We start from the raw sequence: 12,617 nt of genomic DNA on the forward strand, positions 1-12,617 counted from the left end.
TTAGCCACGGCAGCTGCTTTCGCAGCGATCGCCTCAGCATCACCCAGATAGTAACGTTTAATCGGCTTGAAGTTCTCGTCGAACTCATACACCAGCGGTGATGCGGTCGGGATATTCAGCTCGAGGATCTCGTCTTCGCTCAGGTTATCCAGGTATTTCACCAGCGCACGCAGGGAGTTACCGTGGGCAGCGATCAGCACTTTCTCACCGTTCTTCATGCGTGGCAGGATCGACTCGTTCCAGTACGGCAGCACGCGGTCAATGGTCAGCGCCAGGCTTTCGGTGGTTGGCAGCTGCTCAGCGCTCAGCGCCGCGTAGCGCGGATCGTGGCCAGGGAAACGCTCATCGGCGCGGTCCAGCTCTGGCGGGGTTACCGCAAAGCCGCGACGCCACAGTTTTACCTGCTCGTCACCGTACTTCGCCGCGGTTTCCGCTTTATCCAGACCCTGCAGCGCACCGTAGTGACGCTCGTTCAGGCGCCAGGACTTCTCAACCGGCAGCCACGCCTGGTCAACTTCGTCGAGGATATTCCACAGCGTATGGATGGCACGCTTCAGCACCGAGGTGTAAGCGAAATCGAAGGTGAAACCTTCGTCTTTCAGCAACTGACCCGCGGCTTTCGCTTCCTGACGGCCTGCGTCTGACAGCTCCACGTCATACCAACCGGTGAAACGGTTTTCGTTGTTCCACTGGCTTTCGCCGTGACGCACCAGAACCAGCTTAGTTACTGCCATAGCTTAACTCCTTAATAACACTTACGTTTCAATGATAATGGTAATCGGTAAACTGCCTGGCCGGGCCAGAGGCAATTAACAATGTGCATTACCATAGCGGAAATCGGCGCAGCGCGTAAGCCCGTCACGCGCGCGTTGCACGATTTTCCTGCGTTTTATCAAACTGGCGTCAACCGGTAGCGCGTCTCGGACTGATACGTTTCAGCCGGCTGTAGCCAGCAGTCGGGCTGCGGCCACTCCGGGTGGTTCGGCGAATCCGGCAAGAACTCGCTCTCCAGCGCGATGCCCTGGTGTGCGGCATAGACGTCATGCTCGCGCGCCGGCGTTCCGGCCAGGTAGTTGCCGCTGTAGAGCTGCAACGCCGGGGCGCTGGTAAACACCTCCAGCTGCAGCCTGCCGTCGGCCGACCACAGGGTGGCGGCGGGATGGGCATCGTCCTGGCTGAGCAGGAAGGCGTGATCGTAGCCTTTTACCGCCTGCTGATCGGCATCCTGCAGGAAATCTTCTGCCAGGGTTTTGGCGGCGCGGAAATCAAAAGAGGTTCCCGCGACCGCTTTCAGCGGCGCATTCGGGATGCCTTCACTGTCCACCGGCAGATAGCGATCGGCGTTGAGCTGCAGCCGGTGCTGGCGGGCATCGCCGTGATCGGCATCGAGGTTAAAGTAGGCGTGGTTGGTCAGACTGACCGGGCAGGCGCGATCGACGGTAGCCTGATAAGCGATCGACAGCGTATTGTCCTCCTCCAGCCGGTAGCGCAGCGACACCAGCAGCGTGCCGGGGAAGCCCTGGTCGCCGTCCGGCGAGTCCAGCCGGTACTCCACCTCGCTGTCGCTCTGGCAGACGATCTGCCAGCGGCGGTTGTGGAAGCCGTCCGGGCCACCGTGCAGCTGGTGCGGCCCCTGATTGGCGCTCAGCGCAATCGCCTCACCGTTCAGCTCCAGGCGTGCGTTAGCGATGCGGTTGGCGTAACGGCCCACCGTGGCACCCAGGTAGGCCGACTGCTGCAGATAGTCGGACGGCGTGGCGCAGCCAAGCAGCGCCTCGCGCACCGTGCCGTCGCCCATCGGCACGCGGGCCGAGAGCCAGGTGGCACCCCAGTCCATAAAGGTCGCCACCATACCGTTGCCGTTGCGCAGCACGGTGATGCGCCAGGCGGCCCCGTCCGGGGCGTGTGAATCAGGTTTTAGCATAGTCCGGCTCCTGGAGAGGCTTTGCAGACGTAGAAGGTCTCTTTGATGCCGGTCTGCGCTTCATACTGCGCGGCGACGGCGGCTTTCACGTCGTCCACCAGCGCCAGCGGCATCAGCGCCACGATGCAGCCGCCGAAGCCGCCGCCGGTCATCCGCACGCCGCCACGCTCGCCCACCGTCGCTTTCACGATCTCCACCAGCTGGTCGATGGCCGGGACGGTGATTTCAAAATCATCGCGCATCGACGCATGGGATTCCGCCATCAGCACCGCCATCCGTGCCAGGTCGCCACGCGCCAGCACGTCGGCTGCTTCCAGGGTGCGGGCGTTTTCGGTCAGCACGTGGCGCACGCGTTTGGCGACCAGCGGATCCAGCTGCTGCCCGCGTTCGGTGAACTCGCTCAGCGTTACGTCGCGCAGCGAGGTTTTACCAAAGAACGCCGCACCGGCTTCGCATTGTTCGCGGCGGGTGTTGTACTCGCTGCCTACAAGGCTGCGGCGGAAGTTGGAGTTAATAATCACCACCGCGATATCTTCCGGCACCGGCACCGCACGCGTGCCGAGGGTGCGGCAGTCGAGCAGCATGGCGTGGTCTTTCTCGCCCAGCGCTGAAATCAGCTGATCCATAATGCCGCAGTTACAGCCGACGAACTGGTTCTCCGCTTCCTGACCGTTAACCGCGATCGCCGCGCCGTCTACCGGCAGCTGATAGAGTTCGCGGAACACGGTGCCCACCGCCACCTCCAGCGAGGCGGACGAGCTCAGGCCCGCGCCCTGCGGCACGTTGCCGCTAATCACCAGATCGGCACCGCCAAAGTCCGCGCGGGTCAGCAGGTGTTTCACCACGCCGCGCACATAGTTGGCCCACATATAGTCCGGGTGGCTGGTGATGGCGGCGTCCAGCGAGAAACTGTCCTGCTGGTTATCGTAGTCGGCGGCAATGACCCGCACCTGACGGTCATCGCGCGGGCTGCAGGCGATCACCGTCTGATAATCAATCGCGCACGGCAGCACGAAGCCGTCGTTGTAGTCGGTGTGTTCGCCGATCAGGTTAACGCGGCCCGGAGCCTGGATGCTGTAGCCGGCGGCGTAGCCGAACTGGTCGTTAAAAATCTGTTGGGTGGTGCTCTTTAAGCTCATGCCTGGTCTCCGGTCTCGGTCTCGCGGAAGTGAATATCGCTGACGGCGCGCAGGCGTTCAGCCGCCTGCTCCGCCGTTAAGTCACGTTGGGTTTCGGCCATCATTTCATAGCCGACCATAAATTTACGCACCGTGGCGGAACGCAGCAGCGGCGGATAGAAGTGGGCGTGCAGCTGCCAGTGATCGCCGGCGTCTTCGGTAAACGGCGCGCCGTGCCAGCCCATCGAATAGGGGAACGAGCACTGGAACAGGTTATCATAGCGGCTGGTGAGCTTTTTAAGCGCCAGCGCCAGATCGTCACGCTGCGCGTCGTTCAGGTCGGTCAGGCGCTTAACGTGCGCTTTCGGCAGCAGCAGCGTTTCAAACGGCCAGGCCGCCCACCAGGGGACCACCGCCAGCCAGTGTTCGGTTTCCACCACCGTGCGGCTGCCGTCCTGCCGTTCGCGGGCGCTGTAGTCAACCAGCATCGGCGAGCTGTGCTTTGCATAGTACGCGCGCTGCAAATCGTCTTCGCGCCTGACTTCGTTCGGCAGGAAGCTGTTGGCCCACACCTGGCCGTGCGGGTGCGGGTTGGAGCAGCCCATCGCCGCGCCCTTGTTCTCAAACACCTGTACCCACGGGTAGGTCTGCCCCAGCTCGGCGGTCTGCTGCTGCCAGGTTTTCACTACCGCCACCAGCCCGTCCAGCGTCAGCTCCGGCAGCGTTTTGCTGTGGTCCGGCGAGAAGCAAATCACCCGGCTGGTGCCGCGCGCGCTCTCACAGCGCATCAGCATATCCTCGCTCTGCGGCGCGTCCGGCGTGTCGGTCATCAGCGCGGCAAAATCGTTGGTAAACACGTAGGTGGTTTTATAGTCCGGGTTTTTATCACCGGTCACCCGCGTATTGCCCGGGCACAGGAAGCAGTCGGGATCGTGCGCCGGCAGTTTTTCCTGCGAAGGGGTTTCCTGCGCGCCCTGCCACGGCCGTTTGGCGCGGTGAGGGGAGACCAGCACCCACTGATCGGTCAGCGGGTTGTAGCGGCGATGGGGATGATCGACCGGGTTAAATTTTTCCATGGGGTTGAGTCACCTTCTGATGCAATAAGCCTGAAAGAAAAATAGCACACTGACCGGACAGAAAGCGTGATCGGGTTGGAAAAAATGGAATCGTTTACACTGATTTTTTCTGCATGTCAGGCAGTAAATATAACCTTTAGGCGCGAAGGGATCAGCCTGTGTTGTGTAAATTGTGGTAACGATTACACCAGAGTTTGTCAATGCTGTTCGGGAGGCGGTAGGCGGGAGGCGGGTGCGTTGCGTAATGGGGGGACAGGAGCGACTGCGCAGGGCTGAGGAAGGATAATCCTGGGAAGAGTATGAAAAAATGGCCTGACAGGTTTGAGGAGAAGTCTGGCGACCCCGACGTCAGGGCACTGCGGGTTCCGCTCTCTGACGGCATGGATGTCGATACCACCACTGAGTATATCGATAGCTATGTAAAGTTGCAGAACACCCGATAGGGGGCTAAAGAGATACGCTGTTGGAAGATCACTCCCTTAACTCCCCTCTTTCCACAGGCGAATTGCACAGGCGGCACAAATTTATCCCGGCCGCTGAGAGAGTTCAGCGCCCGGGATTGTTTCATCTGCCGTCTTCCCGCAAGCCGAATTGTTCAGGTTACAGCGCGTCCTGCAGATACCCGTAACCGTCACCCTCTGCCACAAAGCTCAGCCGGTGGGTGATGCACTGCGGCGCGTCTTCGGCATGATGCGAGACAAACAGCAGCTGGGTGCGGCCTTCGCCGATCAGCACGTCGATAAAACGCCTGACCAGCAGGCGGTTGATCGGGTCCAGCCCCTGCAGCGGTTCATCGAGGATCAGCAGCGCCGGGTGTTTCACCAACGCACGGGCGATCAGCACCAGCCGCTGCTGGCCCCACGACAGATCGTGGAACGGTGCGTTCGCCTGGACCTGCATCCCCAGCAGATCCAGCCACTGGTTAGCCAGCATGATCTGCCGGTCGGACACCGCCTGATAAATGCCGATCGAATCGAAATAGCCGGAGATCACCACGTTGCGCACGCTGCTGCTGACCCGGTACTCCAGGTGCAGGCTGCTGCTGACGTAGCCGATATGCTGCTTAATATCCCAGATGGTTTCGCCGCTGCCGCGACGGCGGCCGAACAGCGTCAGGTCATTGCTGTAGCCCTGCGGGTGGTCGCCGGTCACCAGGCTCAGCAGGGTCGATTTACCGGCACCGTTCGGGCCGACGATCTGCCAGTGCTGGCCGCGATCCACCTGCCAGCTGAGGTGGTTGAGGATCGGCCGGTCGTTGTAGGCCACCACGCCGTCCTTCAGCACCACCAGTGGCTCTGCGTCCGCCAGCGGTGGAATGGCGCTGGCGTCATCGGGCTCCGGCAGGGTCATCCCGGCCAGCTGCTCGCTGTGCGCCAGCTGGGCGACCAGCGCCTGCTGCAGAATCGCCTCGCGCGGCCCGCTGTGGGTCAGGGTACATTCGGCCAGCACGCCGACCTGGCTGATAAACTCGGGGATATCGTCAAAACGGTTCAGCACCAGCACCAGGCTGAAGCCCGGCTGCTGCAGCTCACCCAGCACGCTGGCGAGGTTGGCGCGCGAATCAACGTCCAGCCCGTCAAAGGGCTCATCGAGGATCAGCAGGTCGGGCTGCGCCATCAGCGCCTGGCACAGCAGGGTCTTACGCGTTTCGCCGGTGGAGAGGTACTTAAAGCGTCGATCCAGCAGTGCTTCAATGCCAAAGCGTGCCGCCAGCGCGCGGCAGCGCTCTGCATCGCGCACCTCCTGCTGGATGATTTCGGCAGCGGTCAGCCCGGTATCGTCCTCATCCGCGCTGAGCATATCGGTGTTATTACGCTGCCACTCATCGGCGACCAGCTTTTGCAGCTGTTCGAGCGACAGGCGGGCCGGGCGCTGGAACTGGCTGCTGACCCGGCCTTTTTCCACCGGCAGCTCGCCGGAGAGGGCTTTTGCCAGCGACGACTTACCGCTGCCGTTGGCTCCGACCACCGCCCAGCTTTCGCCGGCGCGCAGGGTGAGATCGTTAAGGTTCAGGGTTCGGGTAGCGCTCAGGCGAAAGATGCCTTGCGTAATCTGCAATATTGACATTGTTCATTCCATTTTATGCATCACAAGGGTATTAACGTCCTGCGCTGCCGTGATGTCAATTTCCGCCGGAGGATTCAGAGCAGCGTCGCGACGATCGCCTTATCGGCATTAAAATATGCTGTCACTGGCGCATCCGTCTGCAGTTTTAGCTGCTCAAGGCGCTGATTAGTGACAGTGGCACACAGCGTCTCTCCGCCGGCCAGGGCGATCAGCACCTCGCTGTGGCTCTCACCCCGGAGGATCTGGGTCACCTGGCCGGCCAGCCGGTTATCCGCCCGTACCTGTTCCGGCGCATCGCGTGTCAGCTCAATCCACGGCGCTTTGATCAGCACCAGTACCTCTTTGCCCGCCGCCAGCTGCAGGCGGTTGGCGCTGTGTTCGGTCAGCGCCACCTGAATGCGGGTCTGCCCGTTGGCCAGCTCAACCTCGACCTGCTGCTGCACCGGCTGAGCGTCGCGGGCCACCACCGTGCCAAAAAACTGATTGCGGGCGCTGGTCTGCAGCGAAAAACGGGCGATCGCCCCGAGCAGGCTGCCCGGCGGCACATCGTCCTGCAGCACGTCAAACGCCTTCTGCTGGATCTGTTCCAGCAGCGCGTAGAGCTGCAGCAGGCGTTCGCCGTAGTCGGTGACCACCGCGCCGCCGCCGCCTTTGCCGCCGGTGGCCCGCTCGACCAGCGTGCGGTCCGCCAGCTGGTTCATCTCGTTAATCGCATCCCAGGCGCTTTTGTAGCTGATCCCGGCCAGTTTCGCCCCCTGGCTGATCGAGCCGCTGGCCTGCACCTGCTTTAACAGTTCGATGCGGCGCGGATCGGCAAACAGCCGCTGTTGTAACTTCAGGATCAGGGAAATATCGGCCTGCATGGCATTCTCCGGGCTTAACCTAGCGTGGGAAAGAGTGTACCAGTTGCAGGCGGGCGTGCGCGGGGAATAAAAACCGCACGAAGGCACAAAAGGTCAGTGTAATCTTACTGACAGCCGCTACAATGGCTTCTTTGTTCAGCAAAATGAGGCTGCCATGCTGGAGTTACTGAAAGGCCTGGCCATAGCGATCCTGATGGTTCCTGTGGTAATGGCGATTATCCTTGGCCTGATTTACGGCCTGGGCGAAGTCTTTAACGTGATCTCGAAAGTGGGTCACCGCAACGACCAGCCGGCGAAAAACCGCCAGTAAAACCCTGTTTTCCGCGCCCGGCTCTGCCGGGCGTTTGCTTTTGCGCAGGTCTTGTGACCCGCGATTCCTTCTCCTTCCGCTACGTTAATGTCTTCGTCTTTCCTGCCAGAACGGGTTCCTGCCTGATGATGCTCTTTCATCTGCCAGCATGGTGACGTCTGCTCGCGGGTGGGTGCTCAGTTTCTTTCCCTTTTCGACGTTTTTCCACCGCCCCTAAACTTCAGACCTGCTCTGCCGATATTTCCTGTGACGTAGCAGACATGCACCGTTATATTATCAAGTAAATAACGCTCACCCCTCTCTGGAGAAAAGCATGTCTGTAAAATGGAATCATCTGCTGGCCGCGGCGGCCCTGACCTTCGGCAGCACCGGCCACGCGCTGGCTGCGGATAACATCACCGTGTTTGCGGCGGCTTCGCTGACCAACGCGCTGCAGGATATCTCCACGCAGTATGAACAGGGCAAAACGGTGAAGATCGTCTCCTCGTTTGCCTCCTCCTCAACGCTGGCGCGGCAGATTGAGCAGGGGGCACCTGCCGACCTGTTTATCTCGGCCGACCAGCAGTGGATGGACTACGCCGTGGATAAAAAGAACGTCGAGGTGGCCACCCGCTTCACCCTGCTGGGTAATGAGCTGGTGCTGGTGGCTCCGACCGCGGCGAAACCGCAGCCGGTCAGCATCAGCAAAACCACCGACTGGAAAAGCCTGCTGAAAGGCCAGCGGCTGGCGGTGGGCGACCCGGACCACGTGCCGGCGGGCATCTATGCCAAAGAAGCGCTGCAAAAGCTGGGTGCCTGGGATGAACTCTCTCCGCTGATGGCGCGCAGCAACAGCGTTCGCGCGGCGCTGGCGCTGGTGGAACGCGAAGAAACCCCGTACGGCATCGTTTACGGATCGGATGCGGTAGCCAGCCAGAAGGTGACGGTGGTCGGCATCTTCCCGGCCGACAGCCACAAGCCGGTGGAGTACCCGATGGCGGTGGTCAGAGACCATAACAACGCCAGCGTCACCGATTTTTACAACTACCTGAAAGGGCCGCAGGCCGCGGTGATTTTCAAAAAATATGGATTTACGCCTAAGTCATGATGTTACTCAGTGAACCCGAATGGCAGGCGGTCGCGCTCAGCCTGAAAGTGTCGGTGGTTGCCGTCGCCTGTAGTCTGCCGTTTGGGATCCTGATGGCATGGATCCTGGTACGTCGCCAGTTTCCCGGTAAAACCCTGCTCGACAGCCTGATCCACCTGCCGCTGGTGCTGCCGCCGGTGGTGGTGGGGTACCTGCTGCTGCTGGGGTTTGGCCGCCGGGGCGTGATTGGCGAGTACCTGTATGACTGGTTTGGCTTCAGCTTTGCCTTCAGCTGGCGCGGTGCCGCGCTGGCGTCGGCGGTGATCGCCTTCCCGCTGATGGTGCGGGCGATCCGCCTGGCGCTGGAAGCGGTAGATACTAAACTGGAGCAGGCGGCCCGCACTCTCGGAGCCGGTCGCTGGCGGGTGTTCTTCACCATTACCCTGCCGCTGACTTTGCCAGGCATTATCGTCGGTACGGTGCTGGCCTTCGCCCGTTCGCTGGGCGAGTTCGGTGCCACCATCACCTTTGTTTCCAACATCCCCGGCGAGACGCGCACGCTCCCCTCGGCGATGTATACCCTGATTGAAACGCCGGGCGCGGAAGGCGCCGCGGCGCGGCTGTGCGTCATCGCCATCGTGCTGGCGCTGGTCTCCCTGTTACTTTCTGAATGGCTGACCCGCTGGGGTCGCAAACGCTTAGGTCTCGGATGTTAGAACTCGATTTCAGCCAGCGGCAGGGCGATCATCTGCTCAGCGTGCAGGCCAGCCTGCCGGGGCAGGGGATTACCGCCGTGTTCGGCGTCTCCGGTGCCGGTAAAACCTCACTGATCAACGCCATCGGTGGCCTGACCGTTCCGCAGCAGGGCAGCATTACGCTGAACGGCCGGGTGCTGAGCGACGCTGGAACCGGCGTCTGGCTGCCGCCGGAGAAGCGGCGCGTGGGCTACGTCTTCCAGGACGCGCGGCTGTTCCCACACTACCGGCTGCGCGGCAACCTGCAGTACGGCATGGCAAAAGCGATGCGGCCACAGTTTGACGCGCTGGTGCAGCTGCTGGGCATTGAGCCGCTGCTGAACCGCTTTCCGTGGACGCTCTCCGGCGGTGAGAAACAGCGGGTGGCGATCGGCCGCGCGCTGCTCACCGCGCCGGAAATTCTGCTGATGGACGAACCACTGGCCTCGCTCGATCTGCCGCGCAAGCGCGAGCTGCTGCCCTATCTGCAGGCGCTGGCGAAGCAGGTCTCAATTCCGATCCTCTACGTCAGCCACAGCCTCGACGAGCTGCTGCAGCTGGCAGACAACGTGCTGGTGCTGGATAACGGCACGGTGAAAGCCTTTGGTCCGCTGGAAAAGGTGTGGGCCAGCAGCGTGATGCGGCCGTGGCTGCCCCGCGCCGAGCAGAGCAGCCTGCTGCGGGTGCAGGTGCTGGAGCAGCACCCGCACTATGAAATGACCGCGCTGTCGCTGGGCGACCAGCATATCTGGGTCAGCCGGGTCAACGCGCCGCTGCGGTCGCCGCTGCGCATCCGCATTCAGGCGGCGGACGTCTCGCTGATCCTGCAGCCGCCGGTGAACAGCAGCATCCGTAACGCGATCCCGGCGCAGGTGGTGGAGATGCTGGACATCGACCATCAGGTGGAGGTTAAGCTGCAGATCGGCCAGAGCGAGTTGTGGGCGCGTATCACTCCGTGGGCGCGCGATGAGCTGATGATCAAGCCGAAGATGTGGCTCTACGCGCAGATTAAGAGCGTGGCGATCGCGCCCTGAAGGTAACGACAACCGCTGTCGCCTACCTGAACCGGCGCGCTGTCTGAGCGTTTCGATCGCCTGCTATACGGAATCAGAGCACTTCGCGGTACAGCGTCTCGGCGATGCCCGGCTCGAGGTTGGTGCCGATCACCCGTCCGGCACGCGCCTTGATGGCATCGTCGGCGTTGCCCATCGCCACGCCCAGCCCGACGGTTTCCAGCATGCTGAGATCGTTATAATTATCGCCAAAGGCGATCACATCGCTCATCCGGTAGCCGTTGGCTTCCACCCAGCGCTGCAGGCGTTTGCCCTTGCTGTTACCGGCGCGGGCGATATCCACCTGATCGTGCCACGACCATTCGCAGGCCAGCCCCATCTCCGCTTCCACCCGTTCGGCAAACTGCTGCAGCTCGCGGGTGTCGCCGTGGGACAGCGCAAACTTCCAGATCGCGGTGGCCGATTCGGCCGCCTCTGCCAGGCTGTTAACCTTAAGGAATGTCGGGCGCTGATGCTCAGGCAGCGACAGTCCCCAGTTAATGGTGCGGGTAACGTGGCCAGTCTCGGCCTGATAGAGCATCGCGTCATCAACGTACAGCAGGCCATGCATGCCCGATTCGTCGAGCATTTCGATCACCCGGCGGGCCTGATCTTTCGGCAGCGGATCGGATTCAATAACTCTTTTCGCCTGATAATCATACAAATAGGTACCGTTACAGCAGATAGCAGGTGTGTCGAGCGCCAGCGCCTGATAAAAAGGGTGGATAGCCACGTGATGGCGACCGGTCACGATCAGCACTTTTACGCCGGCCTGGCGGGCCTTAGCCAGCGCGTCGAGGGATTCGGGGAGAATCGTTTTATTCGGCGTTAACAGCGTGCCGTCCAGATCAAGGGCGATGATGCGATAGCTCATAGTAGATTCCGTGATTGACAGGATAAGAAGACGTTGCCCGTGCCGTACTGGCGGCACTAACTGTGAAGTGAGGGGCAGCGCCTCAGTGTACACCTTGTGACGCCGGCCACAAACCGGCGACCGCATTCCATCCGCCGACGGTGGCCTGACGCTGCCACCGGCCTGATTATCCGTTCTTAACAAGGAGCATTCATGAAACAAGTTGTTTATACCGCCAGCCCGGAAAGCCAGCAGATCCACGCGTGGGATCTGAATGATGACGGCGCGCTGATGCTGCTGCAGGTGGTTGATGCCCCGGGCCAGGTTCAGCCGATGGTGGTCAGCCCGGATAAACAGTTCCTGTACGTTGGCGTGCGTCCGGATTTTCGCGTGGTGGCGTTTAAGATTGCCGCCGACGGCAAACTGACCGAAGCAGGCCACGCGCCGCTGCCGGGCAGCCCGACCCATATCTCCACCGATCGCGAAGGGCGCTTTATCTTCGTTGGCTCCTATAATGACGCCTGCGTCAGCGTCAGCCCAATCGGTGCCGACGGCCTGCCGGGCGCGCCGCTGCAGGTAGTCAAAGGTCTGGAAGGCTGCCACTCGGCGAATATCGATCTGAGCAACCAGACGCTGTTTGTTCCCGCGCTGAAGCAGGACCGCATTGCGCTGTTTGCGCTGGCGGAAAACGGTGAACTGACCCCGCGCGAGCAGGGTGACGTGAGTACCACCACCGGTGCCGGCCCGCGTCATATGGTGTTCCACCCGAACCAGCTGTTCGCCTACTGCGTCAACGAACTGGACAGCAGCGTTGACGTCTGGCGTCTCGGCGACAGCGTCGAAAAAGTGCAAAGCCTGGATATGATGCCGGAAGGCTTCAGCGACACGCGCTGGGCGGCGGACATCCATATCACCCCGGACGGCCGCTTCCTCTACGCCTGTGACCGTACTGCCAGCATCATCACCGCGTTCAGCATCAGTGCCGACGGTGCCTCGCTGACCATTGAAGGTTTCCAGCCGACCGAAACGCAGCCGCGCGGCTTCAACATCGACCACAGCGGTCAGTACCTTGTGGCGGCGGGGCAGAAGACCCACCATATCGAAGTTTACCAAATCACCGCTGACAAGGGGCTGCTGCAGCCGCTGGCCCGTTATGCGGTCGGCCAGGGCCCGATGTGGGTAGTGATCCACGCGCTGTAAGTCAGCCAGGCTCGACCAAACGTAGCAGCTAAAGGCGGGACGATCCCTAAGGCCGACAGGTTAAGGATCAGAAAATTTCCCGCTCAACAAATCCAAACCAACCCGCCCTGAGGCGGGTTGGTTTGTTTCTGGAGAAATGATGACGCTCAGCTAAAGAGGATCTCAAGAGGATTATGTTCATCTGTCAGAATATTTCGGTCAGAATGCATTATTCCTGATACGGAAAGAACGGGTGATGCGATCCCATATTTCCACCAGTTCGGCATCGCTGTAAGCGGGTGGGGGCAGCGCATGGTTACTTAATGTCAGGTCAAGATTGGGATGTCTGAAGTCCGCTGTTTTTTCATTGGCGAC

The 12,617-nt window shown here is 61.2% G+C and carries 13 protein-coding genes; 5 read left to right on the top strand and 8 right to left on the bottom strand.

The genetic code is table 11. The features are described 5' to 3' along the window. From gpmA to modE, 6 genes are all read right to left on the bottom strand, one after another. Positions 1-734, bottom strand: a 734-nt coding sequence (gene gpmA / locus NV64_RS14880; RefSeq protein ID WP_101506208.1) for a 2,3-diphosphoglycerate-dependent phosphoglycerate mutase, incomplete at its 3' end; no start/stop codon positions are given. Positions 735-892: 158 nt separating this feature from the next. Continuing rightward, positions 893-1,924 (bottom strand): galactose-1-epimerase, encoded by a 1,032-nt coding sequence (galM, locus tag NV64_RS14885; protein ID WP_101506209.1) that lies wholly within the window; start codon positions 1,922-1,924, stop codon positions 893-895. After that, a complete protein-coding gene (galK, locus tag NV64_RS14890; RefSeq protein ID WP_101506210.1) occupies positions 1,918-3,063 on the bottom strand; it encodes a galactokinase in 1,146 nt (381 codons plus the stop codon). The genes galM and galK overlap by 7 nt, the downstream gene beginning before the upstream one ends. Beyond that, positions 3,060-4,118, bottom strand: a complete 1,059-nt coding sequence (galT, locus tag NV64_RS14895) for a galactose-1-phosphate uridylyltransferase (protein ID WP_101506211.1) — start codon at positions 4,116-4,118, stop codon at positions 3,060-3,062. Before galT ends, galK begins: the two co-directional genes overlap by 4 nt. A 600-nt stretch (positions 4,119-4,718) precedes the next feature. Beyond that, positions 4,719-6,185, bottom strand: a complete 1,467-nt coding sequence (gene modF / locus NV64_RS14900) for a molybdate ABC transporter ATP-binding protein ModF (RefSeq protein ID WP_101506212.1) — start codon at positions 6,183-6,185, stop codon at positions 4,719-4,721. Positions 6,186-6,259: 74 nt separating this feature from the next. Then, positions 6,260-7,048, bottom strand: coding sequence for a molybdenum-dependent transcriptional regulator (modE, locus tag NV64_RS14905; RefSeq protein ID WP_101506213.1), 789 nt, complete (start codon positions 7,046-7,048; stop codon positions 6,260-6,262). Positions 7,049-7,202: 154 nt separating this feature from the next. Here modE and NV64_RS14910 point away from each other — a divergent pair, with 154 nt between their 5' ends. The 4 genes from NV64_RS14910 (at position 7,203) to modC (ending at position 10,192) form a co-directional block, all read left to right on the top strand. Then, positions 7,203-7,358: an AcrZ family multidrug efflux pump-associated protein gene (locus NV64_RS14910; protein WP_101506214.1), complete on the top strand. Its 156-nt coding sequence runs from the start codon at positions 7,203-7,205 to the stop codon at positions 7,356-7,358. A 313-nt stretch (positions 7,359-7,671) separates the two neighbouring features. Further along, positions 7,672-8,445 carry a molybdate ABC transporter substrate-binding protein gene (modA, locus tag NV64_RS14915; protein WP_101506215.1) on the top strand — a complete coding sequence of 258 codons (774 nt, stop codon included), beginning with the start codon at positions 7,672-7,674 and terminating at the stop codon, positions 8,443-8,445. Continuing rightward, positions 8,445-9,140 (top strand): molybdate ABC transporter permease subunit, encoded by a 696-nt coding sequence (gene modB, locus NV64_RS14920; protein WP_101506220.1) that lies wholly within the window; start codon positions 8,445-8,447, stop codon positions 9,138-9,140. Before modA ends, modB begins: the two co-directional genes overlap by 1 nt. Next, positions 9,134-10,192 carry a molybdenum ABC transporter ATP-binding protein ModC gene (modC, locus tag NV64_RS14925; RefSeq protein WP_101506216.1) on the top strand — a complete coding sequence of 353 codons (1,059 nt, stop codon included), beginning with the start codon at positions 9,134-9,136 and terminating at the stop codon, positions 10,190-10,192. Before modB ends, modC begins: the two co-directional genes overlap by 7 nt. 73 nt (positions 10,193-10,265) lie before the next feature. Here modC and NV64_RS14930 read toward each other — a convergent pair whose 3' ends face one another. After that, positions 10,266-11,084: a pyridoxal phosphatase gene (locus tag NV64_RS14930; RefSeq protein ID WP_101506217.1), complete on the bottom strand. Its 819-nt coding sequence runs from the start codon at positions 11,082-11,084 to the stop codon at positions 10,266-10,268. Positions 11,085-11,276: 192 nt separating this feature from the next. Here NV64_RS14930 and pgl point away from each other — a divergent pair, with 192 nt between their 5' ends. Continuing rightward, the gene (pgl, locus tag NV64_RS14935) at positions 11,277-12,263 is read left to right on the top strand and encodes a 6-phosphogluconolactonase (protein ID WP_101506218.1); all 987 of its coding nucleotides are present in this window, start codon (positions 11,277-11,279) and stop codon (positions 12,261-12,263) included. A gap of 198 nt (positions 12,264-12,461) precedes the next feature. Here the strand turns inward: pgl and NV64_RS24510 are convergent. After that, a partial coding sequence (locus tag NV64_RS24510) for a T6SS immunity protein Tli4 family protein (RefSeq protein ID WP_369878893.1) occupies positions 12,462-12,617 on the bottom strand: 156 nt, incomplete at its 5' end.

Source organism: Erwinia sp. B116 (assembly GCF_002865965.1).
Lineage (GTDB): Bacteria > Pseudomonadota > Gammaproteobacteria > Enterobacterales > Enterobacteriaceae > Erwinia.